The sequence below is a fragment of the Sphingomonas sp. GW821-FHT04B01 genome, assembly GCF_059420425.1.
In genome coordinates, this window is sequence record NZ_JBWKTR010000008.1 from 145,978 (window position 1) to 170,469 (window position 24,492).

The 24,492-nt window shown below is 64.9% G+C and carries 20 protein-coding genes; 13 read left to right on the top strand and 7 right to left on the bottom strand.

All coding sequences use genetic code 11. From position 1 onward, the window contains the following. Positions 1-6 precede the first annotated feature (6 nt). Both AC07UH_RS17475 and AC07UH_RS17480 read right to left on the bottom strand, forming a co-directional pair. Positions 7-438, bottom strand: a complete 432-nt coding sequence (locus tag AC07UH_RS17475; RefSeq protein WP_495181218.1) for a MerR family transcriptional regulator — start codon at positions 436-438, stop codon at positions 7-9. Further along, complete coding sequence (locus AC07UH_RS17480; protein ID WP_495181217.1) at positions 435-785, bottom strand: DUF3147 family protein; 351 nt, start codon at positions 783-785, stop codon at positions 435-437. Before AC07UH_RS17480 ends, AC07UH_RS17475 begins: the two co-directional genes overlap by 4 nt. Before the next feature lie 158 nt (positions 786-943). On the opposite strand from AC07UH_RS17480, the gene AC07UH_RS17485 reads away from it, so the two are divergent. From AC07UH_RS17485 to AC07UH_RS17505, 5 genes are all read left to right on the top strand, one after another. Next, positions 944-1,273, top strand: a complete 330-nt coding sequence (locus AC07UH_RS17485; protein ID WP_495181216.1) for a hypothetical protein — start codon at positions 944-946, stop codon at positions 1,271-1,273. 57 nt (positions 1,274-1,330) lie between these two features. Then, positions 1,331-2,593 (top strand): TolC family protein, encoded by a 1,263-nt coding sequence (locus tag AC07UH_RS17490; protein WP_495181215.1) that lies wholly within the window; start codon positions 1,331-1,333, stop codon positions 2,591-2,593. Further along, positions 2,590-3,738 carry an efflux RND transporter periplasmic adaptor subunit gene (locus AC07UH_RS17495; protein WP_495181214.1) on the top strand — a complete coding sequence of 383 codons (1,149 nt, stop codon included), beginning with the start codon at positions 2,590-2,592 and terminating at the stop codon, positions 3,736-3,738. Before AC07UH_RS17490 ends, AC07UH_RS17495 begins: the two co-directional genes overlap by 4 nt. A gap of 3 nt (positions 3,739-3,741) precedes the next feature. Beyond that, the gene (locus tag AC07UH_RS17500) at positions 3,742-6,975 is read left to right on the top strand and encodes an efflux RND transporter permease subunit (protein WP_495181213.1); all 3,234 of its coding nucleotides are present in this window, start codon (positions 3,742-3,744) and stop codon (positions 6,973-6,975) included. Positions 6,976-7,165: 190 nt separating this feature from the next. Next, positions 7,166-7,444, top strand: a complete 279-nt coding sequence (locus AC07UH_RS17505; RefSeq protein ID WP_495181212.1) for a hypothetical protein — start codon at positions 7,166-7,168, stop codon at positions 7,442-7,444. A gap of 108 nt (positions 7,445-7,552) precedes the next feature. On the opposite strand, the gene AC07UH_RS17510 is transcribed toward AC07UH_RS17505, so the two are convergent. Together AC07UH_RS17510 and AC07UH_RS17515 are read right to left on the bottom strand one after the other, a co-directional pair. Then, positions 7,553-10,684: a hybrid sensor histidine kinase/response regulator gene (locus tag AC07UH_RS17510; protein WP_495181211.1), complete on the bottom strand. Its 3,132-nt coding sequence runs from the start codon at positions 10,682-10,684 to the stop codon at positions 7,553-7,555. Between the two features lie 196 nt (positions 10,685-10,880). Beyond that, positions 10,881-11,249 (bottom strand): response regulator, encoded by a 369-nt coding sequence (locus AC07UH_RS17515; RefSeq protein ID WP_038665254.1) that lies wholly within the window; start codon positions 11,247-11,249, stop codon positions 10,881-10,883. 143 nt (positions 11,250-11,392) lie between these two features. On the opposite strand from AC07UH_RS17515, the gene AC07UH_RS17520 reads away from it, so the two are divergent. Continuing rightward, positions 11,393-13,909: an ATP-binding protein gene (locus AC07UH_RS17520; RefSeq protein WP_495181210.1), complete on the top strand. Its 2,517-nt coding sequence runs from the start codon at positions 11,393-11,395 to the stop codon at positions 13,907-13,909. A 54-nt stretch (positions 13,910-13,963) separates the two neighbouring features. On the opposite strand, the gene AC07UH_RS17525 is transcribed toward AC07UH_RS17520, so the two are convergent. Together AC07UH_RS17525 and AC07UH_RS17530 are read right to left on the bottom strand one after the other, a co-directional pair. Then, on the bottom strand, positions 13,964-14,821 hold the full coding sequence (locus AC07UH_RS17525) for an SUMF1/EgtB/PvdO family nonheme iron enzyme (RefSeq protein WP_495181209.1): 858 nt from the start codon (positions 14,819-14,821) through the stop codon (positions 13,964-13,966). After that, positions 14,818-16,605, bottom strand: a complete 1,788-nt coding sequence (locus AC07UH_RS17530) for an arylsulfatase (RefSeq protein WP_495181208.1) — start codon at positions 16,603-16,605, stop codon at positions 14,818-14,820. Before AC07UH_RS17530 ends, AC07UH_RS17525 begins: the two co-directional genes overlap by 4 nt. Before the next feature lie 171 nt (positions 16,606-16,776). On the opposite strand from AC07UH_RS17530, the gene AC07UH_RS17535 reads away from it, so the two are divergent. The 7 genes from AC07UH_RS17535 to AC07UH_RS17565 all read left to right on the top strand — a co-directional run bounded on the left by AC07UH_RS17535 (position 16,777) and on the right by AC07UH_RS17565 (position 23,694). Next, positions 16,777-19,155, top strand: coding sequence for a TonB-dependent receptor (locus AC07UH_RS17535; RefSeq protein ID WP_495181207.1), 2,379 nt, complete (start codon positions 16,777-16,779; stop codon positions 19,153-19,155). A 360-nt stretch (positions 19,156-19,515) separates the two neighbouring features. Beyond that, positions 19,516-20,196 carry a tyrosine-type recombinase/integrase gene (locus AC07UH_RS17540; protein ID WP_495189924.1) on the top strand — a complete coding sequence of 227 codons (681 nt, stop codon included), beginning with the start codon at positions 19,516-19,518 and terminating at the stop codon, positions 20,194-20,196. Then, complete coding sequence (locus tag AC07UH_RS17545) at positions 20,091-20,699, top strand: tyrosine-type recombinase/integrase (protein WP_495181205.1); 609 nt, start codon at positions 20,091-20,093, stop codon at positions 20,697-20,699. The genes AC07UH_RS17540 and AC07UH_RS17545 overlap by 106 nt, the downstream gene beginning before the upstream one ends. A 407-nt stretch (positions 20,700-21,106) precedes the next feature. Continuing rightward, the gene (locus AC07UH_RS17550) at positions 21,107-21,478 is read left to right on the top strand and encodes a hypothetical protein (RefSeq protein ID WP_495181204.1); all 372 of its coding nucleotides are present in this window, start codon (positions 21,107-21,109) and stop codon (positions 21,476-21,478) included. Positions 21,479-21,591: 113 nt separating this feature from the next. After that, positions 21,592-21,744 (top strand): helix-turn-helix domain-containing protein, encoded by a 153-nt coding sequence (locus tag AC07UH_RS17555; RefSeq protein ID WP_495189927.1) that lies wholly within the window; start codon positions 21,592-21,594, stop codon positions 21,742-21,744. Between the two features lie 157 nt (positions 21,745-21,901). Further along, positions 21,902-23,059, top strand: a complete 1,158-nt coding sequence (locus AC07UH_RS17560; protein ID WP_495181202.1) for a hypothetical protein — start codon at positions 21,902-21,904, stop codon at positions 23,057-23,059. 101 nt (positions 23,060-23,160) lie between these two features. After that, positions 23,161-23,694, top strand: coding sequence for a hypothetical protein (locus AC07UH_RS17565; RefSeq protein WP_495181201.1), 534 nt, complete (start codon positions 23,161-23,163; stop codon positions 23,692-23,694). Between the two features lie 159 nt (positions 23,695-23,853). On the opposite strand, the gene AC07UH_RS17570 is transcribed toward AC07UH_RS17565, so the two are convergent. Next, positions 23,854-24,480 carry an SOS response-associated peptidase family protein gene (locus AC07UH_RS17570; RefSeq protein WP_495181200.1) on the bottom strand — a complete coding sequence of 209 codons (627 nt, stop codon included), beginning with the start codon at positions 24,478-24,480 and terminating at the stop codon, positions 23,854-23,856. Positions 24,481-24,492 lie beyond the last annotated feature (12 nt).

Below are 24,492 nucleotides of genomic sequence, written 5' to 3' on the forward strand. Positions count from 1 at the left end.
TGACGGTCAACTCGCCGTGCCCGGCCCGCTCTTGCCGGGGAGCCGTGGCAAGAAGGTCTGGAGGATCTGGCAATCCGCCACCGTGCCCCCGGCGCAGCGCGCGATGACGCTGGCGAGGTCGCGTCGCAACGCGACGAGGTCCGCGATCTTTTGGTCGATCGCGTTCAAATGCCGTTTGGCCAGTTCGTCGACCTCGCCGCAATCCTGATCCCGCTCTACCGCCATGTCCAGCAATGCGCGGACCTCCTCCAGCGAGAAGCCAAGGTCCCGTGTCCGCCGGATGAAGCGAAGCCGCTCCAGATCATCGGGACGGAAGGACCGATAGTTTCCGTCGGTCCGCGCCGGGGCGGCGATCAGCCCGACCCGCTCGTAATAGCGGATCGTCTCGACCGTCGTACCGGTCTCCCTGGCGAGCTTGCCGATCGTCAAATGGGTCACAGCGCGATCCCCAGCTTCGAGGCGGACACCGTCATCGCTGAGTAGAGCAGTACCGTCACCGCGCACCCGGCGGCCAGAGCCCACCAGACAGGCACGCCGCTGCGGATCAGGAACGGGATGACGAGGAACATCGGCAACGATGGCAGCACATACCAGAAGGTCGCGCTCGCATGGGCTGCCAGGCGATCGGGATCACCCGTGTCGTGCCACAGCCACATCATGCCGAGGATCGAGACGAGCGGCAGCGAAGCGACGAGAGCGCCGAACCCCGGGCTGCGACGCGCTACCTCGGATACAGTGGCGACGATCACACCCGAGAGCAGCGACTTCACGACGAACCACATCATTCGCTTGACCCTGTAGTAGCTACAGGGTGCATATAGCCTGTCGGACGCACTTCGCGAAGGACGACGGCCATGGCTTGCGGCGGTTGCGGCAGAACCTCGGACGAGAGGGTGGCTGCCGAACAGGGTTACACGGTGCCGGCAGAATGCTAGGCACAGCCATGCGCAAGCTCGTGCCCCTCCTGGCGTGCCTGATGCTGGTCCTGACGGCCTGGGCCGGGATGGCGCATGCCGCGGAAGCAGGCGGCGTCGAGATGAGCAGGACCGAGACGGCCGTCCATGCACCGGGCGATGGCGACGAGGTGCCTGCCGACGCGGACAAGGCCTACCCCCACCATCACGCCAGCTGCCACGAGCACCACGCGGACACGCCCGTCGTCGGGACGATGATCGGCCGGACGCTCGTCGCATCGACGATACCGCTCGCAGTGCGCAGCCGTGCGCTGAGCGGACACGACACGGAAGCCGGCCTCCGACCGCCGCAGGCCTGACGCGTCGATCGGGCGCGCGCGCATGCGCGTCCGGGTCACTACCGTCGGGAGCAATTCATGCATCGCATCATCGCGGCCGTTCTGGCCGCCGGTGCCTGCGCATCGTCGTCGCAGGCCCAGACCGAACAGAGCGCCGCCGCAATGCCGATCCTCACGCTGTCCGAAGCGATCGACCGGTCGGGCGCGTCGTCGCCGTTCCGGGACGCGGCGGCCGCGGGTGTCCGTGCCGCCGAAGCGCAGCGCCGCCTCGCCGGCCTCCGCCCCAATCCGTCGATCGTGGGCGAGGCGGAGAACGTCGCGGGCACCGGCCTCTATCGGGGACTGCGCTCGTCGGAGACGACGCTCGGCCTCGCGCTGCCGGTGGAGCGCGGCGGCAAGCGTGGCGCCCGCATCGCCGTCGCCGACGCGCAGATCGGACGTGCCGGCCTGCAGGCGGAGATCGCGCGCGCCGACTTGCGGTTGCGGGTGACGCAGACCTACACCGCCGCCGCCGCCGCCCAGCGTCGGGTGGGGATCGCGGAGGATCAGGTCGGCATCGCCGCCGAGGTCCTGCGCGCCGCCCGCGTCCGGGTGCAGGCCGGTCGCGCATCACCGCTCGAGGAGCAGCGCGCCGACGTGGCGCGCATCGCCGCCGCGGGGACGCTCGAACGGGCACGCCGGTCGGCGGCGGTGGCCTCCGACAATCTCGCCCGGCTGGTCGGCGTGCCGGTCGGCCGGCTCGATGGCGGCTGGTTCGACGCGGTGTCTTCGGTCGGCCCGTCGCGGCCCATGACGCCGTCGGCATCGCTGACCGTCGCCGCGGCGCGTGCCGACCTCGACACGGCCACGGCTCAGGTCCGCCTCGCGCGCAGCCAGCGCGTGCCCGATCTGACGGTCAGTGCCAGTGCCCGCCGGCTGGAACAGACCAACGACGTCGCGGCCGTGTTCGGCATCTCCATCCCGCTGAACGTCTTCAACAACGGGCGAGCGAGCATAGCCCTCGCCGAAGCGCAGCGCGAGCAGTCGGACGCACGGCGGCGCGTCGCGCTGCTCGACGCCGAGCAGGACGTGGCCACGGCGCAGGCCGAGGCGGAGAACGCCGCGACGACGGCGCGCAACGCCACCGGACCCGCACTCGCCGCCGCGACCGAGGCCGCCCGGATCGCCCGCATCGGCTACCGCGAGGGCAAGTTCGGACAGCTCGACCTGCTCGATGCCGAGCGCACGCTGCTCGAAACCCGCACGGCCGCGATCAACGCGCTCGCCGCCCATCACGATGCGCAGGCACGGCTGGAACGGCTGACCGCCGCCGCGCCGCTTTCCAAGGACGATCACCGATGAACCGCATCCTGAAGACCGCGATGCCGGCGGTCCTGACCCTCGCCGTCACCGGCTGCGGCCGCTCGGCCGAGCCCGCCGAGAACGCCAGTGAGGCAGGCGAGACGAAGGGAGCGGCCAGCGGCGATCCGACGACCGCCACGCTCTCGGCGCAGCAGATCGCCGACGCCGGCATCGAGGTCACCCGTCCGACCGTCGGCGGCGTCGCCGGGGCGATCGAGCTTCCCGCGACCATCGAGGGCGACCCGCAAGGCGTGCAGGTCGTGTCGGCCGCGATCGGCGGCCGCCTGGTCGCGCTGACCCGCAACCTCGGCCAGCCGGTCCGCCGCGGCGAGACGCTGGCCGTTATCGAGAGCCGGGAGGCAGCAAGCCTCAACGCCGAAGTGGCAGCCGCGCGGGCTCGCTCCGCCCTCGCACGATCGAATCTGCGCCGCGAGCAGCGGCTGTTCGCCGAACGCGTGTCGCCCGAACAGGACCTCGTCGCCGCCCGCACCGCCGCGACCGAGGCGGACATCGCGCTGCGTCTCGCCAATCAGCAGCTGTCGGCCACGGGCGGGGGCGGGGGCGCCCTCAACCGCATCACGGTGCGCTCGCCGATCTCCGGCCGGGTGATCGCCCGCTCCGCGACGCTCGGCCAGCAGATCGCCGCCGACGCCGAGATCTTCCGGGTCGCGGACCTGGCCAGAGTGTCGGTGACCATGTCGCTGGTACCGGCCGATGCCGGTCACGTCGCGCCGGGCACCCGCGTCGAGGTCACGTCTGCCGGACGGCGTCAGGACGGCCGCGTGACCTTCGTCTCGCCGATCCTCGACGAAACCACCCGTCTCGTGCCGGTGATCGCCACCATCGACAACGCCGGTGGCATCTGGCGCGTCGGCGAGACCGCCAGCGTCTCCGTGCTGCTGCCCGCCAAAAGCGATCGCAGCGTCGCCGTGCCGTCGGCCGCGGTGCAGATGATCGGCGACAGGCCGCACGTCTTCGTGCGGACCCCGTCCGGGTTCAAGGCGATGCCGGTGACGCTCGGCCGCACCAACGGTGGCTCGGTCAGCGTCACCGCCGGGCTGACCGGGGAGGAGCGCATCGCCTCGACCAACTCGTTCACGCTCAAGGCCGAACTCGGCAAGGCGCAAGCGAAGGACGAGGACTAGGCCATGATCGCCCGCCCCGTCCTCGCCGGCATCGTCACCTTCGCCGTCGAAAAGCGCTGGCTCGTCCTGCTGCTGACCGTCGCCGCGGCACTCGCCGGGGTGTTCGCGATCCAGCGGCTGCCGATCGACGCCGTCCCCGACATCACCAACAATCAGGTACAGATCAACGTCGTCGCGCCCGCCCTCTCGCCCGACCAGATCGAGAAGCAGGTCGCCTTCACCGTCGAGACCGCGCTCGCCGGCATTCCCGGCCTCGCATACACCCGGTCGCTCAGCCGCAACGGTTTCGCGCAGGTCACCGCCGTCTTCGACGAGGGGACCGACATCTATTTCGCGAGGGCGCAGGTCGGCGAGCGGTTGCGCACCGCCGCGGAGACCCTGCCCGACGGGGTGAACCCGGAGATGGGACCGATCGCCACCGGACTCGGCGACATCGTCATGTGGACGGTCGAGTATCGCGAGCTCGACGAGGTCAATCACCGCAACGGCGAACCCGGGCTCCAGAAGGACGGCAGCTATATCACGCCCGAGGGCGACCACCTCGTCACGGCCGCCGACAAGGCGACCTACCTGCGCACCGTCCAGGACTGGATCGTCACGCCGCAGCTGAAGAGCAGCGCCGGCCTCGCCGGGGTCGACAGTCTCGGCGGCTACACCAAACAATATCTCGTCGTCCCCGACATCCAGCGGATGGCGGCGATGCGGATCACGCTGCAGGATCTCGCCACCGCGCTGGAGCGCAACAACAGCAGCGCCGGTGCTGGCGTCGTGAACCGCAACGGCGAAGGCCTTGCCGTTCGCGTGGACGGGCGCGTCCGCAACGCCGACGAACTGGCGCGCACGGTGATCGCCACGCGCGAAAGCGTGCCGATCCTGCTCAGCCAGATCGCCACCGTTCGTACCGGACAGGCGTTGCGTATGGGGTCGGCATCCGAGAACGGCCATGAGGTCGTCGTCGGCACCGCGGTGATGCGGATCGGCGAGAACAGCCGCACCGTCTCCACCGGGGTCGGCGAACGGCTGAAGCAGATCGGCCGGGCGCTGCCCGTCGATGTCGTCGTCAAGCCGGTGCTCGACCGCACCGAGCTGGTCAACGCGACCATCGCCACCGTAGCGCGCAACCTGGCGGAGGGCGCGCTGCTCGTCATCGTCGTGCTGTTCGCGCTGCTCGGCAATGTCCGCGCGGCGCTGATCGCGGCGCTGGTGATCCCGATCACCATGCTGCTGACCAGCGTCGGCATGCTGCGCGCCGGCGTCTCGGCCAATCTGATGAGCCTCGGCGCGCTCGACTTCGGCCTGATCGTCGACGGCGCCGTCATCATCGTCGAGAACGCGCTGCGACGGCTCGGCGATGCCCAGCACGGCCGCCCCGCGCCGCTGCCGCTCCGGCAGCGCCTCGACCTCGTCGCGGCATCGGCGCGCGAGATGATCCGCCCGTCCGTCTACGGTCAGGCGATCATCATCCTCGTCTACGCGCCGCTGCTCACCTTCACCGGCGTCGAGGGCAAGATGTTCGAGCCGATGGCGCTCACCGTCATGATCGCGCTCGTCTTCGCGTTCATCCTGTCGATGACCTTCGTACCGGCGGCGATCGCTTGTCTGCTCGGCCGACCGGTCGACGAGAAGGAGAGCCGGATCATCGGCTGGCTGCGTCGCCGCTACGAGCCGGGCCTCGGCAAGGCGATGGGGCGACCGGGGGCCACGCTCGGCGTCGCCATCGGTACGCTCGCGCTCGCCGGCGTCGCCTTCACCACGTTGGGACAGGAATTCCTGCCGCAGCTCGACGAGGGCAACATCCTCGTTCAGGCGGTGCGCATCCCCGGCACCTCGGTCGACCAGAGCCAGGCGATGCAGTTTCGGATCGAGAAGATGCTCGCCCGCCAGCCCGAGGTGCGCTTCGCTTTCTCGCGGACGGGGACGTCGGAGATCGCCTCGGACCCGATGCCGCCGAACGCGACCGACACTTTCGTCATCCTGAAGCCGCGTGCCGAGTGGCCCGACCCCGGTCTCGGCAAGGAAAAGCTGGTGGAGCGCATGGCGCAGCGGCTCTCGACGCTGCCCGGCAACGCCTATGAGATCACCCAGCCGATCCAGATGCGCTTCAACGAACTGATCGCAGGCGTGCGGGGCGACATCGCGGTGAAGGTCTTCGGCGACGACTTCGGCGGCATGACCGACGCCGCCGGCCGCATCGCCGCTATCCTGCGCAAGACGCGCGGCGCCGTCGACGTGCGGGTCGAACAGACCGAAGGGCTGCCGATGCTCGACATCCGCCCCAACCGCATGGCGATGGCGCGGATCGGCGTCACCGCCGGCGACGTGCAGGATACCGTCAGCGCCGCGATCGGCGGTCGCGAGGCGGGCGTGATCTTCGAGGGCGACCGGCGCTTCCCGGTCGTGATCCGCCTGTCGGACGCGTCCCGGTCGGACCTGACCGAGGTGGCGCAGGTGCCGGTGCCGACGTCGGCCGGCGGCTTCGTGCCGCTGTCGACGGTGGCCGATATCGCGGTCGTCGACAGGCCGAACCAGATCAGCCGCGAGAACGGCAAGCGCCGCGTCGTCGTCCAGGCGAACGTCCGCGACCGCGACGTCGCCGGCGTCGTCGCGGAGGCGCGGGCGGCGATCGACGCGCAGGTGAAGATGCCGCCGGGGACCTACGTCACATGGGGCGGGCAGTTCGAGAACCTCGCCTCGGCCCGCGACCGGCTGCTGCTTGTCATACCCGTCTGTTTCGCCGCCATCATGCTGCTGCTCTACGGCGCGCTCGGCTCGGTACGCGACGCAGCGATCGTTTTCACCGGCGTGCCGCTGGCGCTGGTCGGCGGCGTGCTGGCCCTGACCTTGCGGGGTATGCCGTTTTCGGTGTCCGCGGCGGTCGGCTTCATCGCGCTGTCGGGGATCGCCGTCCTCAATGGCCTCGTGATGGTGTCGTCGATCCACGACCTGATGGCCCGGGGCATGGACCGGGTTCAGGCCGCGCATGACGGTGCGCTCGCCCGGCTTCGCCCGGTCGCGATGACGGCGCTGGTGGCGTCCCTCGGCTTCGTGCCGATGGCGCTGGGCCATGGTGCGGGTGCGGAGGTGCAGAAGCCGCTGGCCACCGTCGTGATCGGCGGCCTCGTTTCGGCGACGCTGCTGACCTTGTTCGTGCTGCCGACCCTCTACGCCCGCCTCGGCGGGGGGAAGGCGAGGCATGATGGTAGCTCGGGATCACATCGTGATTGTAGCGGCTCCTGACGTCGATCCACCTTTGCAGTAGATGGCATGCACGCCAAAGCTTGGCGTTTTTCGTCATATAATAGTGGCTAGCGACGAGGCACGGTCCCATCCCCCCGAGAGACGAGGTGTGTTACTCGTATGACACACATTTTGCACCTCTGGACAGAGCCGCCGCGGACTGGTGGCGGGCGTTTACGGGGGGCCGGATATGATACCGACCAACACGAGCAAGGCTTTTGCGGCGGTCACGCTGATCGCATCGCTATCGACCGGCGCCGCGGCTATGCCACGCCGGATCACGACCATAACGGACGACTATAAGGCGCAGTATGATCAGCGCCGGGACGTCTATTGTATCAAATTCTTCGCTGACCTGCCCGCGGCAATGCCTCAACCCGGCCCATCGAAGGACATATGCAAATCACGGGCGGGATGGGCGAAAGAGGGGATTCAGGTGAGCCGCGCCAACCGGCTCAAACCGTCTTAGAAGAGGCCTTTGGGAAAGGCGGCAGGTGCCAATGACATGGGGACCAGCCGATCGCTTGCGAAGATGGACGAGCGTTCAAAGTCGGGGAACACCCGGGCATCAGGCACATCAGCGAGCGGCCATGTCCGTGAGGGCGCTCGCGGCAGGCTCAGTGCCGGGGTGGGTGGCGATGGCCGCGATCAACGCTTCGGCGTTGTACGGCTTGGCCAGAACGACACAGTCGATCTCGTTGGCAACCGCTCCGGGATCGCCGGTCGCGAACACGACGGTAGCGTCGGGGCGCAATGCGCGGGCCTTTTCGGCGAGCTCACGCCCGGACGCTCCCGGGAGATTGAGGTCGGTCACGAGCACGTCGACGGGGGCGGTCTGCAGCGCCATCAACGCCTCCTCGGCGCTGGCGGCTTCTACCACGACGAAGCCGGCCTGCTCCAGCATCTCGCCGGTGTTCCCGCGGATCAGGTCGTCGTCTTCGACCAGCAGCGCCGTCCGACGTAGCGTCGGCGTCGAGGCGATCGGTGCCGAGCAGGCGGTGACGAGCTCGGGAACGGCAGCCGTCGGGATAGACGCCTGCCCCCGCTGGCGCTGATTGGCCAGCACATGGCGAAACTTCCGAGCCAACGCATCGCGGGTATATGGCTTGGACAGCAGTTCGACACCCTTGTCGAGTTTGCCGCCGTGCACGATCGAATTCTCGGTATATCCACTGGTGAACAGCACGGCGAGGTCGGGCAGGCGCTGGCGCGCCTTGCGGGCGAGTTCCGGGCTCTTCAGCGGCCCCGGCATGACCACGTCGGTGAAGAGCATGTCGATCGCAACCCCGCTCTCGATGACCGCGAGCGCGCTCGTCGCTTCCGGTGCCTTGAGGACCCGGTAGCCGAGATCGGTCAGCATCTCGACGACGGTGGCGCGAACCTCTTCGTCGTCCTCCACCACCAATACCGTTTCCGTGCCGCCCGTGATCGGTCCTGCATCGCTGACGACCTCGACGTCTTCGACCTCGGTCGCCCGCGGCAGATAGAGCCGGATCGTGGTGCCCTCGCCGACTTCCGAGTAGATCTTCACGTGGCCGCCCGACTGCTTGACGAAGCCATAGACCATGGAAAGGCCGAGGCCCGACCCCTTGCCCTCGGCCTTCGTCGAGAAGAACGGCTCGAACACCTTGGCGATGATCTCGGGCGACATGCCCGACCCCGTATCGCTGACCGCCAGCATGACATATTGGCCCGGCGTTACTTCGTCGTGGGAGCGCGCATAGGCGTCGTCGAGGTGAGCATTGGCCAATTCGATGGTCAGCTTGCCGCGGCCTTCCATCGCATCGCGTGCGTTGATCGCAAGGTTGAGCAGCGCGTTCTCGATCTGCGCGGGATCGATGAAGGTGTTCCACAGCCCGCCGGAGAAGACGGTCTCCACTTCGATCGCCTCACCGATCGCGCGACGCAGCATGTCGTCCATCCCCTGCACGAAGCGAGTGACGTTGACGACCTTGGGCTCGAGTGCCTGACGGCGGCCGAAGGCGAGCAGTTGGGCCGCGAGCTTCGCGCCGCGCGCAACGCCGGCCATCGCGTTTGCGACGCGCTTTTCGGCACGCTCGTTGCCCGCCACATCCCGCATGAGCAGCTGGAGATTGCCGCCGACGACCTGGAGCAGATTGTTGAAGTCGTGCGCGACGCCGCCCGTCAGCTTGCCGACGGTCTCCATCTTCTGCGCCTGGGCGAGCTTGACCTCTGCCTGGCGGCGTTCCGCGATCTCATCGATGACGCGGCTTTCGAGCGTTTCGTTGAGTTGCCGAAGCTGATCCTCGGCGCGCTCGCGATGCCGGACCTGGCGTGCCAGACTCTCCGCATGCTCCCGCAGGCTCGCCTCCGCTGCGCGCTGGTGCGAGATGTCGGTGTGGACTCCCACCCACTCCCTGATCTCGCCGGCACCATCGAGAATGGGCAATGCCCGAATGGCGAAGGTCCGCCATTCGCCATCGTAGCGGCACACCCGATGCTCGTGCACAAACATGCTGCGGGTCGTCACCGCCTGGTTCCAGGCGATGACCGTCCCTGCCGAGTCGTCTGGGTGGACGGCCGATGCCCAGCCGAAGCCCTGATATTGATCCGGACTCTGCCCGGTCAGCGCGCTCCAGCCGGGTTGTTCGCCGACCATGCGACCGTCGGCGCTGTTCGTCCAGAGCACGCCGTGAACCGCTTCCATGGCAGTGCGGAACCGGCTGTTGCTGGCCTTGATCTCCAGCTCGCGCTCGGCGCGGTCACTGACGTCGATGCCGAGGATGTAGACGCCGACCGTCGTATCGTTGTCGCCAACGTGGGGCACGTAGCGGATCTCGGTCTGGCGCGGGCCGAGGTCACGGTGATGAAGCACCGTTTCGGCGATCACCGCATGGCCCGCCAGAGACCGATCGAGGTCTGCCGCGCGCGAACGATACGCCTCCTCGCCGATCACCTCCCGGACGTGCTTGCCGATCATCGCTTCGGGAGCGATGCCGAACCAGGCCTCATAGTCGGCATTGGCGAAGCGGTAGACATGCTCGCGATCGACGTAGGATACCAACATCGGCACCGCGTCCGCGATGCGGCGCAGTTCGGCCTCGCTCGCCGCCAGCTTGCGTTCGGTGGCGACGCGCGCACTGTTGTCGATGATCGTGCAGAGCACCCCGCCGGGCGTGCCATCGGCATCGTACACGGGGGTGTAGAACAGGCCGAGCATCAGTGTCTGTGTGCCACCGGGACGCTCGAAGACGATCGGCTGATCGAGATAGGACTGCGTTTCGCCCTTGAGGACGGCGGCCAGCACCGGGCCATTCCAGTCCCAAACCTCGGGGAAGGCCTCCGCCACCGGCGTACCGAGCGCGAGCGGGTGCCGATCACCGGCGATCTCCCGATAGGCATCGTTGTAGAACATGATGTGATCTGGTCCCCACATCAGGACCTTTGCGATCGGCGAATTGACGAGGTTGGAGATGGTCGCGCGCATCTCGTGCGGCCAACCTTCGGGCGCGCCAAGCGTGGTACGGCTCCAATCGCGATTGCGGATCAGCGTCCCGCACTCACCTCCGGCCACCGGCCAACCCTGTATCGCAGGTCGAGCGATCGGCCCCTGGCCATCGCGCAGGGCGCGAAGGCCCGCCCTGACGACTTCGCTGACGTTGGCATAATCGCCCGTGGCCAAACTGCTCGAAATGAAGCTCTTCAGCTCGGGCGTCAGCGATACGTTGCAGGAGAGGCGCGAAGTCATGATCCGGCCCTGCGCATGTGCGCGATTTGTGTCAATGGATGGCACGAGACCGTCCGTATCACGGCAAACGCCATATGGCCCCGAAGCTTAGCGGGCATGAAAGACACGTCGTGACGTGGCGAACCGCGATGAGACCCGTCGTGCCCGCGTGGCGACACGTTCGTCATTTCCGACATGGAGAATCCGAGCCCGGGTCCTATGCCTTGGCAAGAAGCTGCTCGACCCGGAACACCAGTTCGTCGGGGTCAAACGGCTTCTTCATATAATCGTTGGCGCCTGCGAAGCGCGCGAGCTCCTCGTCGCGCTGGCCCTGACGCCCGGTGAGCATCATGACGGGCAGATCGGCGAAGGCAGCGCTCTTGCGCAGCTCCTGCACCAGCAAGACGCCCGCCAGCCCCGGCATGTTGCAATCGAGGATCACCAGATCGGGCTTTCTCGCTTTGATGATCTTGAGCGCTTCGCCACCATCGAGGACGAGCCCGGCGCCGTGGCCGGCCGAGATGAGCGCATCGCGGGCGATTTCACCGACGATCTCGTCGTCGTCGGCGATGATAATCCGGGCCATTCGTGTCTCGCTCCAGGTTTCGACATTGGGGGTTCAAAGTGACGCGCCACCCTGAACCCGCGCGTCCATCATTAAGAAGCAATGGTTCAACAAGGCCTTAACCAATCCCGCCATAGAGACGACGTCTCACGGGAGGCGCGGGCATGTACACGGAGAGGATCAGGTCGCAGGTCGCGCTCGTCGTCGCGCTCGTCCTGCTGATCTGCTGTGCGGGTTCCGGGCTCTGGCTGGTCCATGAGAAGCAGAAGGCCGACGCCTGGGTTCGCCATACCTATGTCGTCAAGGAGCATCTGTCCGACGTCCGCGTCGACCTGCTGCGGGCGGAAGTGTATCGGCGTGCCCTCGTCCTCGGCGACGCGCAGGCCGGCGACACGCTCGCCGAAATCTCGCGCAAGGTGCCGCGGCAATTGGCGACGCTTCGCCGATCGACGAACGACAATCCTGATCAGCATGCGCGGGTCGAGGCGTTCGCCAAGATCGCCAACACCAGGCTGAAGGACATCGGCGAGACCATCGCCTTGACCCGGCAGGGCAAGGCGAGCGACGCGGCCAGGATCATGGCGAGCCCCGAGAGCCATGTGGCGACCGCCGCCCTGATCGACCTGATCAAGCGCATCAGTGCGGAAGAGCGGCGCCTGCTCGCCATCCGGCTGAAGCACGCCGAAAATTTCCGCGCACCGATCCAGGCGGGGCTGATGGTCAGCGGCTTGCTCATCGTGCTGCTCGCCGTGCTCGTCTACCACGACCGCTGGAGGCGGCTTAACGCCTTGCGCATCGTGAACGAGCGGCTCGAGGCAGACATCCTGCGTCGTCAGATGGCCGAGTCGGAATTGTCGCTCCTCGCGCAGAACGCCACCGATGCCGTGCTGCGCGTCGACCTCAAAGGCCGCTGCATCTACGCGTCGCCATCGGTCGAGCAGCTGTTCGGGATCAAGGCCAGCGTGCTGGTCGGGCAGCGGCTCGGCGCCTCGGTTCATCCCGACGATCGCGCGGAAATGCAGTCGTTCCATAGCGCGCTCGTCACCGGCACCGTCGATCGCGGCGTGCGTGCCTACCGCGCGAAGCGGATCGATACGCCCGCCTACGAGCTATGGATCGAGGCGCATTCCGGCCTCGTCCGCGATCCCGCGACCGGCGAACCACGCGAGATCATCACGTCGCTGCGCGACGTCACCGAGCGCAAGCGCCTCGAAGCCGAACTGGAGGCGGCGCGCGAGCATGCGGAAGCCGCCGTCCGCGCCAAGTCGAGCTTCCTCGCCAATATGAGTCACGAGATACGAACGCCGATGAACGGTGTTCTCGGCTTCGCCGACCTGCTGCTCAACAGCGAGATATCGACGGAGCAACGCCATCAGGCGCAGTTGATCGTCGACTCCGCCAAGGCGATGATGCGGCTGCTCAACGACATTCTCGATCTCTCCAAGATCGAGGCAGGGCAAATGCAGATCTCACCCGAGCCCATCGATCTGCGCCATGCCCTGCGCAACTGCATCAAGCTCGTACAGCCCGCCGCCTCCCAGAAAGGTCTTCAGCTCGATGTCGAGATCGACGATGCGCTGCCGGTCTGCGTGCTGCTCGATGGCCTGCGGTTACGCCAGGTCACGCTGAACCTGCTGGCGAACGCGGTGAAATTCACGCCGGCAGGCAGCGTGTGCCTGCGCGCATACGGTGTCGAGGGACAGGGGCGGCCGATGTTCGAGGTCGCCGTGGAGGATACCGGCATCGGCATTCCCGCGCATCGGCAGGCTGCGGTATTCGACCAGTTCACCCAGGCCGAACATTCCACGGCGAAGCGGTTCGGCGGGACCGGTCTCGGCCTGGCGATCAGCAAGCAGCTCGCGGCGTTGATGAGCGGCAGCCTGGAACTGACCAGCGACGAGGGGATCGGCACGACGTTCACGCTTCGCCTGCCGCTGCTGCCAACGCAATCCGACGAGCGGGAAGCGATGCCGATCGCCGCCCGAACGACCGAGCAGCGCCCGCTCCGCATCCTTCTCGCCGAAGATCACGACGTCAATCAGGTCCTGATGAAGGCGATGCTGTCGCGGCTCGGCCACGACTGCGTCATCGTCGACAACGGTCTGCGCGCCGTACAGGCGGCGACCGCCGCCGATGCGCGCTTCGATCTGCTGCTGATGGATGTGCAGATGCCCGTCATGGACGGGCTGGACGCCGCCAGGGCGATACGGTCCGCGGGGATCACCGCCGATCGACTACCGATCGTGGCGCTGACCGCAAATGCCTATGCCGACGACGTCGCCGCATGCCTCGACGCCGGGATGCAGGATCATCTCGCCAAGCCGCTCGATCTGGCGATCCTCACTCGCGCCGTCCAGAAATGGACGCGCTCCGTGCCCGCCAAGGTCCTCGTCACGCCGACGTTCAAGATCAGTCCGGCGCTGCAAGCGCGCTTCGACGCGCGCATGGCGGAACTGCTCGCCTTCGCCAAGCGGCTCGACGACGACGATCGGGTGGATGACGAGGGGGTCAAGCAGCTTGCCGGACTGCTCCACAAGCTGGCGGGCTCCGCTGCGATGTTCGGGCAAAAGGACCTCGGCGTACGTGCGGCAGAACTCGAGGAGCAATTGGAGACGGCGGCAGCGGGTAGTGAGAAGGCGGTGATCCATACCGTGCTGCAGACGCTGCGAGACGCGGCTTAGGCGATCAAACCGACGACTTTTGGGTCGGCATATATCGCCCCTTCACGTCAGTATTCAGAATGCCCGCTCACTCCGATACGCGATGCGGAAGCCGATATGCGATGTCGGTAGATCATGCTCCTGCGCCTGATAGGCCGCCGGGCGGAAATTCGCGCAGTAATTGACCGCGCACAGGAAACTGCCGCCTTTCACCAGTCCGACGGCATCCTGCCCGGCGACCCATTCCCATACGTTGCCGACCATGTCGTACACGCCGAAGTCGTTGGCGTCGAAACATCCGACCGGGGCGAGGCCGGCATAGCCGTCGTCCGCGGTATCGCGGACCGGAAAGACGCCTTCCCACACGTTCGCGCGCGGCTTGCCGCCGGGGAACGCCCAATCCATCGGCGCGCGACCGGCATATTGACGGCCCCGCGCGGCGCGTTCCCATTGCTCGGTGGTCGGCAGCGCGCCGCCGGCCCAACCGGCATAAGCGACCGCATCGTCGCGGTCGACATGGACGACCGGCTCGTCCGCCTTGCCCGACAGGTCGCTGCCCGGCCCCTGCGGATGCCGCCAGTCGGCGCCCTTGACGAACCGCCACCAGCGCGATGCGTCGTCGAGCGACACCGGCTGCGCCGGTGACACGAACAGCGCGGACGCGCCGTCGCGCTCGGCGCGGGTGCGATAGCCGGTCGCCGCGACGAAGGCGGCGAACTGGCGGTTGGTCACCTCATGCGCATCGATCCAGAAGGCGGCGACCGGGGTCGCCTGCCCCGGCCGCCCGTCGCCATCCTCGCCGAGCAGGACCGCACCCGCCGGGATGAAGACGCGGGCGTCCCCGGTCAGGCAGCGCGCCGTCACCGCCGGCGCACGCGCGCCGATCCCGGTCAGCGCGACCAGCGCCAGCAGCAGCGCACCCCCGCGCGTCACGGCCGCGCCGCCGGAGCGGCGGCGGTTTCCGCCGCGGGCAACGGCACCACCCCCTTCGCCTTGGCATAGGCATCATAAGCGGCGACCAGCTCGGTCAATCTGCCCGGCTCCGCCACCGCGAGATCCCTGGTCTCGCCGGGATCGGCGGCGACGTTGAAGAGCTGCCAGCGTCCCGTACTCACCCCCTGCCGCGTATACCGGTTGGTACCCGCCGGCAGGTAGACTGCCTTCCAGTCGCCCTTGCGCAGCGCGCGCCGGAAGAACAATTCGTAGCCGACGGGCTCCTGCGCGGTGCGCACGCTGGCCGCCTCCGCGGCGAGCACCGGGCGCAGGCTGTGCCCCTCGTGCGGCAGAATCGGATGGCCGGCGAAGTGCTGCGGCTGGCGCAGCCCCGCATAATCGAGCAGCGTCGGCGCGACGTCGCGGACGTCGAGATTGGCGTTGGCGATGCGGCCGCCGCCCTTGACACCGCGTCCCGCCGCGAACGCGCTGACCCGGATGCCGCCCTCGGTCGGATAGCCCTTGACCAGCCACGACGGCGTCGAATTGGCCTGCGCCCAGCCCGGTCCGTAGCCGACGTAGCTGCTGCCCCTGCCGATATTGGCGAGACTGTTGTCGATGCCCAATGCAGGTTCGGGCTGCTTCGGGGCGTCGGCCGCGGCTGCGCCGGGCGTCGCCGGTTTGAACCGCGGGCTCGGCGCCTCGATGACATTGCCCTCGGGACCATTGTCGGCGAAGAACAGGATGATCGTATCGTCATAGCGGCCGAGCCGCTTGAGCGCAGCGATCACCCGGCCGACGTTCTGATCCATCCGGTCGACCATCGCCGCATAGACTTCCATCTTCCGCGCCTCGATCGCCTTCCCCTCGGCGCCGAGCGACGACCAGGCGGGCACCTTTTCCTTCGCATGCGCGACGGCATCGGCGGGCACGAGGCCGAGCTGCTTCTGGCGTGCGAGCCGCGCGTCACGCAACGCCTCATAGCCCGCGTCGTACCGTCCCTTGTATTTGGCGATCGTCTCCGCCGGCGCCTGCAGCGGCCAGTGCGGCGTCGTGAACGGCAGATAGGCGAAGAACGGGCGCGCATCGCCGGCCCGCGCCGCACCGTCGAGATAGCCGATCAACCGATCTGCAAAATAATCCGCCGAATAGCTGCCCTTCGGCAGCGCCGCCGGCTTGCCGTCGTCGCGATAACTCGGCGCATAGCCGGCGGCGGCCCAGGCGGCGTTCTGATCCTCGCCGAAATGGTTCGACAGCCCCTGGAGCAGGGCGAAGCTATGTTCGAATCCGCGCGCGGCGGGTTCGCGCTCGGGGGTCAGCCCGAGATGCCATTTCCCCGCCATCACCGTCACATAGCCGCCGGCGTGCAACAATTCGGCGATCGAGGCGACGCGGTCGTTGAGATAGCCTTCATATCCCGGCCGCCCGCGCGTCGCATCGCCGAGCAACTCGGCCATCGTACCGAGCCCCGCCTCGTGATTGTCGACGCCGCTCATCAGCATCGATCGCGTCGGCGAACAGGTCGGCGCGGTATGGAAGCCGGTGAAGCGCACGCCCGACAGCGCCAATGTATCGAGATTGGGCGTCTGGATCTCGCCGCCGAACGCGCCGAGATCCGACCAGCCGAGATCATCCGCGACGATGACGAGGAAGTTGGGCTGGCGCTGCGCCGCCGGGGCCGGCGACACGGCAGCGGACGTGGCCTGCCCGGCCGCAACGCCGGGCGCGGCGCCCGCCACCGCGACCAACGCCGACGTCGCTGCGAGGATCTGTCTGACGGTCATGCTTGCTCCCTTGCGATGGTCCACGCACGCATAGCCACCGCCCCCGAAGCCTCAATAAAGATTTCCTACCAAGCCGATGGGGATTCATGCTTTTCGTTACAGCCGGTGATCTTTCTACCCAAAGGGGATGCGGCAGCCGCCGCGCCAGCGCCACGAAAGCACAGCCGCCCCATGTCCACGCCCTTCGTCCGGTCCTTCCTTCTCGCCAGTGCCGTACTGACCGCCGCTCCCGTCTTCGCGCAGCAGCAAGCCGCCACACCGGACACCGAACGACAGGACGACGAAGCGGGCAGCGGTGCGACCGGCGACATCCTCGTCACCGCGCGCCGGCGACCGGAACGCAGCCAGGACGTGCCGATCGCCATCAACGCGTTCGGCGCCGCGCAGATCGAGGCGACCCGCACCTACAACTTGCGCGACCTCCAGCAGCTCACCCCCAGTCTGGTCGTCACCAACACCAATCCGCGCAACACCAGCATCAACATCCGCGGGCTGGGCAACAATGTCGCGGTCTATAACGACGGGCTCGAACCGGCGGTGGGCGTCTATCTCGACGGCGTCTATCTCGCGCGGCCCGGGCAGACCGTCTTCGATCTTGCCGATCTCGATCGGATCGAGGTGTTGCGCGGCCCGCAGGGCACGTTGTTCGGCAAGAACACGTCGGCCGGCGCGATCGTCGTCGCCACCAAAGCGCCGACCTTCGATCTCGAGGCCGGCGGCGACGCATCGCTGGGCAATTACGACTTTCGCCAGGTCCACGCCTATATCGCAGGGCCTCTGACCGATACGCTGGCGGGGCGGCTGTTCCTGTCGAAGACCGATCGCGACGGGTTCACCTTCAACCGCTTCGACGGCCGCTATGGCCAGGACTTCCACGACCTCAATCTGCGCGGTCAATTGCTGTTCCAGCCGACCGACCGCGTCAAGCTGCGCCTGATCGCCGATTGGGGACGGCAATCCTCGTTCACCGCCGGCAGCATCCTGCTCGGTGCGATCCGCACCTATGACAATGGCACGGTCTTCGCGAACAATTACTACGACCGCGCCGCCCGGCTCGGCTATTCGCCGGTGTCGACCGACATTGCGGCGCGCACCACCGACGCCAATGCCGATCCGCGTTACAAGATGAACCAGCACGGCATCAACGTCACCGCCGATTTCGATCTCGGCGACGCGACGCTGACCTCGGTCACCGCATATCGCGCCTGGAACTGGTATCCGCACAATGACGGCGACAGCACGTCGCTCGACGCCGGCGCCGATTTCCATCAGAGCAACAACCAGAAGCAGGTCAGCGAGGAATTACGCATCGCCTCGAACCGCGACCGCCGGATCGATTACGTCGCGGGTCTCTATTATCTCTATCAGTCGATCGCAGCGGAGGCGGTCAATCTGTACGGCAGCCGCGCGGCGGACTGGTTCCTCGCGCCGACCACCAATGCCGCGGTCGGCGCCGCCGCGCTCAACGGCTATGACGTCGTCAGCCACTCGCGACCGGTCACCGACAGCTATGCGGCGTTCGCGCAGACGACTTGGCACGTCACGGGCGCGGTCGATCTGACCACCGGACTGCGCTATACCTATGAGACGAAGTCGGGTTATTTCGACCAGCGCGCGACCGGCGCCTCGCTGGCCGCGCTGACGCCGGCGCAACAGGCGGCGGCACAGACGATCCGGGCACGCTACGGTGTCGCCAATGCCTATGCGGCATCGACCGAGGCAGGGCGTCTGTCGGGTCAGGCAACGCTGTCGTGGAAGGTCGCCAGCCCGGTACTCGCTTATGTCACCTACGCGCGCGGCAACAAATTCGGCGGCCTCAATCTGGCGAACATCACCACCACCGGCCAGTTCGCCGCCAATCCGGTGATCCGCCCCGAGACGATCGACAGCTACGAGGCCGGGCTGAAGACGGCTTGGGCGGGCGGTCGCGTCACCGCCAATGCCGCCGCTTTCTGGACCGACGTGAAGGATTATCAGACGACGATCGTCGACATCGAGCGCAACGGCGTCAGCTTCTTCACCAACGCCGCCAAGGTCCGCACCCGTGGTTTCGAGGGCGACGTGCGCATCGCACCGGCGAGCTGGCTGTCGGCCTATGCTTCGGGCACCTATGACGATGCGCGCTATGTCTCTTATGCCAACGCGCCCTGCCCGATCGAGATCACCGGCCAGACGATCTGCGATCTCAGCGGCCGCCGCCTGCCCGGCGTCTCGAAATGGGCGGCGTCGACGGGCGGCGAGGTGAAGGTGCCGATCGCACCGACCGAAGGCCATGACACCGAACTCTATCTGGGATCGGATTACAGCTATCGCAGCAGCACCAACACCAGCGCGAGCCTCAGCCGCTATTCGACCATCCCGAGCTATGGTCTCGTCAACGTCCGCTTCGGCATCCGCGCGCTCGACGGCCGGTTCGACATCCAGCTCTGGGGCCGCAACATCACCGACGCGGCCTATTTCCTGTCACGGTCGGCGGCGAATACCGGCGCGATCACCGGCACGCTGGGCGACCCACGCACCTACGGGCTGACGCTGCGGACGAAATGGTAGGTCCGGCGTGCTGAAAGCCCACACGCTCCACAACAGCGTCGGGCAAGCATCCGCTGCATCACGCTATCGCTGCTGCCGAAGATAGCCCGCAAATCAGACGCCTCGGCCCGGAGGGCGATACGATCGCTGTCAGAGCAGACCGGCTGGCGGAGACGGAGTCCTTAGAGCCACCGCTGCTCCATCGTTCGCGAAAGGTCGCCGATGTGCAATAATGGTCTCCTCACAGCCAGCTAAGGGTGAGGACCGCAGGTTGATCGTTCGTACTTATTCACCGCTGCTCGCTGACAGCCGTACGACAAGTGGGCAAAAAAGTGGGGACGGAGTGGGCAACACATTAGAGGCGGTATCATGGCACGAGGAATGAATAGGCTTACCGTCCGCGAGGTGGCTGCACTCAAAACCCCCGGCCGGCATGCTGACGGAGGGGGGTTGTACCTTCGCATCTCCTCGTCCGGTGCCCGATCGTGGGCTTTTATGTATGTGAATGCCGGTAAGCGAACCGAGCTTGGACTGGGCTCCGCATTGGCCCTCACGCTCGCAATGGCGAGGAAGATAGCAAACGACATGCGAGAAGCGGTGGCGGTGGGTCGCGACCCACGCGGCGTACTGGCATCCGCCAAGCGTGTGGCTCCCGCGGACAGTGAGAAGCCTGTCACGTTTGGCGCCTTCGCTGACGAATATATCAGCACGGTCGAAGACGGATGGAAAAGCGAGGTGCATCGCAAACAATGGCGCAACAGCCTTCGCGATCATGCCTTCGCCCTCAACCCGCTGCCTATTGAGGCCGTTGATACCGACGCACTTCTCGCCGTTCTACGACCGATTTGGCTGACCAAAGCCGAAACCGCAAAGCGCGTTCGGGGGCGGATCGAAAAGGTATTAGATGCGGCAAAAGTTCGCGGCTTACGACCTTCTGATTCCGTGAACCCTGCGGCTTGGCGAGGGCACTTGGCGCTTGTGCTACCAAGCCAATCAAAGGTCCCACGGGACATCATGCAGCGCTCCCTTATTCCGAAGCTCCCGCATTCTTCTCTCAACTAAAAGTCAGGACAGCGACTGCTGCAAGATGCCTCGAGTTCACTATCCTTACTGCAGCCAGAAGTGGCGAGGCACTAGGAGCTACGTGGGCCGAATTTGACCCAGATGTCGCGACGTGGACCGTCCCGGCGACGCGTATGAAAGCGGCACAAGAACACGTCGTCCCGCTCTCCCCCGCTGCGATCGATGTTTTGAAAAGCTTAATTCCGCAAAGTTTCAAGGCTACCGATCTAGTATTCTCGATCAACGGCGCGCAACGTTCCAACATGGCGATGGCAATGTTACTCCGTCGAATGGGCTTTGGCCACGTTACAACTCACGGGTTCCGTTCTACTTTCCGAGACTGGGCTGGCGACCAAACCAACTTTCCTCGTGAGATAATCGAGCAGGCTCTAGCCCACACAATTCAAAACAAAGCCGAACGAGCTTATCGCCGTGGAAATGCGCTTGATCGAAGACGCGAGGTGATGAATGCTTGGGCCGACTACCTGCAATCTGCTGATTGAAACGCATCCTTGGTGTGAGAGGTTTCTTGAAAAAACGCGACAGAAACGGTCCACGGATTACCGCCTATGAGGCTATGCTTCGCCTAGAAAGATATTTTTCAGAAGACGTCGCGAAATGACTTATTGCCGAGAGGGCCAAAAGTCTTGAAATTGAAGCTCGAGCAGAAAAATTCTATAACTACATAGATGCCACCCCAGCTGTTCATACATATAGTACAAGTCAGGCTGTTCGCCTTATAGATCTCTACACGCCACAAAAAACACTTCTCCCTACACGAAACGACGTAACCATTTCAGATGTTTGGTCTAAAAGTATAGATTGGGAAGCAGATTTAAAAAGATGGATTTGGCATGATGGTGATTTTTGCATCACCTACGCGAATGACCCCCTACCTATTCGATGGAGAATGATTGGAGTCAGTTTTTTAGAAGATGACCTTCTTGACGTTGCAAAATTTAGACGATTTCTTTCTCACGTTCCTTCTTCTGCCAAAAAGAATAAGACGAAGAGCACGCCGAAGTGGGACTGGGAGTCTTTACTCGTCGAATTGGTAGCCATCGCCGATGCAGATGGCCTGATAGGTAATCCCGACATATTGGGAATGCGAGGCGCGGAGCCACTTAATCTCTTTGCCCGGGGAGGGCTGGCGGCGCTGCAGCGCTGGATGTCCGATTCGTTCTCTCGAAAGCTTGGCCCCGGAGAGGGGCCCTCAACATCAGAAATCAGATTGCGCGCTACCGCGATCCGCGACGCCCTCAGAAAGCGCAACCCACTGTAAAAGCTCGGGTTTTTTGCAAAAATGTTTTCAGCCGACTTATTCTTTTGATCGCTCATAATCGTCCTCACCCGTCAGCAATCCTGCGACGGAAGGAGGCTACTATGGAGAAAATCATGATTTCGGTGAACGACGCGGCGGCGTCGCTCGGGATTGGTCGCACAAAAACGTACGATTTGATCAACTGCGGTCAGCTGAAAACCGTAAAAATCGGACGGCGAAACCTCGTCACGATAGCAAGTGTACAAGCCCTAGGTAAATTACGCTAAACAAGAGGCCCACTTCACCGAAGTGACGTATGCCGGGCTAGCTGAACGTCAATCTCACTACGCCCCTTAGCAATACACACCCACATAACCCATTTAGCCCCCGTGCATGTCAAACGATGTGCGCGGAGGACTAGATGCGTCCCTTTAGGCCACGCTCATGCCCAAGAAAATTCTTCCTAATGAACCCGACCCCCAACGTAGAACGCGAAGCGAATTTATAGAAAGTGCCAAAAAAATTAGTCGCTACTGCCGGCTGTGGAAGCTTAGCAGCGACGACCATGCGATTGCACTCGGATTGATGGGCGAACGCCATCGAGCAGAGCAGCTCCTGTGGTCCGACCTTCGGGCGCGGTACCATGCTTCGAAGGGGCTGGCCTCAATTATGACCTCCCATCAGACCAATGCGCCGGCGGGTCGCACCTATTACATGCTGAGCTTCTGCGATGACTCCGGCTACACCTCTGATCGCGTGCCATATTTGTCTATTCAGCAAACGATCGAAAAGGTCCGCCGAGCCATCGCCAGCTTGGATCTGCACGCGTTCGTCATGCTCGAGGTTCATCCCGTCATCAATTACCCCCGCGGTGGTGCCGGCCGATCGTTGCTGTTGGGCGCCCATGCAATCGCCTGGACCGATAGGCCTTTAAATCACAACCAGTCTTCCGCCGCCCTGTGTGCATCTCCTGCTTGGAGTTGTACGCTAGGCGCCGATCCAGTCCACATCAGTGTCATAGCTCCTGGCGACATTGCACGGGTCGCGCATTACCTGATGAAGCAACGCCCCAGTGCCAAAAACTTGATGCCCAACAAGCACAAGCTTGGGAAGTTTCTGATGATGGAGACCATCAAGGGCTATCGCAATGAGTTCGCAGTGCGGCTATTCGAAGGGCAATCGCAAGTCGATTTGATGAACGTGATGTTCGGTGTGGGCGATGGCAGCGAGGTTCGGCAGACCCTCCGAGCCGAAGTCACTAAATGGCATCGCGCTCGCACCTGCCCGATCAGCGTACCGACTGAACTGGATGTATGGGCCTTTTGGCAGCGGTTGCGGCAAGACCACGGCAGCAAGCATTACCTTCCGTATCGCTGTGATGGCGGATCCGCACGGCCTGTGCCGACCATTGTGCCACCCGTACCAGTGATCAACGCTTCAGCACCCGCCCTCACCTTCACGGGGGAACCGATGCCTGTTGAGAACCATACCGCCCGAAAGCCCGCAAATAGCTTCAACAGAGCACGCCATACCCGCCGCGGCCTCTTAAGCCGTGTCAAACACCTCAATAATGCTCAGCCAGAATCAAGTTGGACTGATTGAGGCAGCTCAACGCAACTAAGATTTATCGTGAAACAACAATGCGACAGCCCGGGTGATTAGTTCACCCGGGCTGTTTCCGTTTAAAGAAGGGTGACGCCGCTGTGAACTATTTTAAGCAAAGCCCTCACGATGGACTATGTGGTTTTTACGCCGCTATCAACGCTGTTCATTCTTTCCGAGAGATTGCGTGTCCACCGTTAAACTGCGATGATATGCAGGATCTTTTTGATGAGGCAGTCGAATGCCTGTTTCGGGTGCCCGGATGTGACCTGCGCATTCTTAAAGGCGACCCGGCCGTCGGCGGCATTGACTCGTTCCAAGTTCGTGACCTCTGCGTGATCATGGCCGACCGCTTCGATCTACCGCTTAGTGTCGCCTTGCGTGCCGGTTCCACTAGGATACCGTTCGCAACTCGTTATCGCACGGCCTACGCCAAGGGTGATCACTTCGCCTTTATCGTGCCGTACCGTGACGACAGCCACTGGGTAGCGGCTCTGCCACATGACAAATCATCGTATCGGCTGGTAGACGAAGGACGAGCGTCGATTACTCGGCTTCGTGGCGGTGAAGGACCGAAATTCGCAACTCATTCAATTGTGGAGTTGAGCCTGCCTTGTTTACTCCAAGCGCAATGATTTTGGTTGGAACCACGCAGTGCCGTTGACGCAACGTGCCACCAGTATAATCACCCGCATCATTGCATCATTGCCAAGCGGCATTACCATCAACGGATAGTCGCACATGCAGCCGCTGATCGCTTGGCGAGCCGTCATATAGCGATTGCGGGCCATTGGTCAGGCGACACCCATTAGCTGTGAGGGGTAGGCAGTGAGCATCGTCAACGCCTCCTCGACCGGCGAGGTCAGCCAGCGCTCCTGATCCTCGGCGAGCAGGATCACCGGCATCGCCTTCGGGTGTTTGAGCGCGACGAGCGGATTGGGCTCGGTAGTGCAGAAGGCATAGACGCGGTCGTGGTCGGCATCGACCTTCCACAGGCCGGCGAAGCACGGCACCGGCTGGTCCTCGACGGTGAACCACCAGTTGGTGTCGCCCGGCCCCTGCCGGTCGGAGACAGCCTTGGGTTCGGCGAAGCGGGTAAAGGGCACGAGGCAGCGATGCTCGGTCCGCAGCAGCCAGGGCTTCCACAAATTGTTGTGCAGATTGCGGGCGTTGGTCCACCAGTCGTAGAGGAACGGCAGTTCCCCCTCGCGCGCGGCACGCTTGCGGGGTTTCCGCGTCGGGAAGCCCCAGCGCATCGTGCTCAGCACCCGCCGGCCATCTTCGTAGCGCACGACATAGCCGGGCTTGCCGGGGGCGGCATAGTCCTTCTCTATCCCGAGCACGTTGGCGGCATCGTCGACCGCGGCGAGCGCATCGAAATAGCCGCGCGGATCGACCTTCAAGTTATAGAGATTGCACATCTTCGTCTTCGA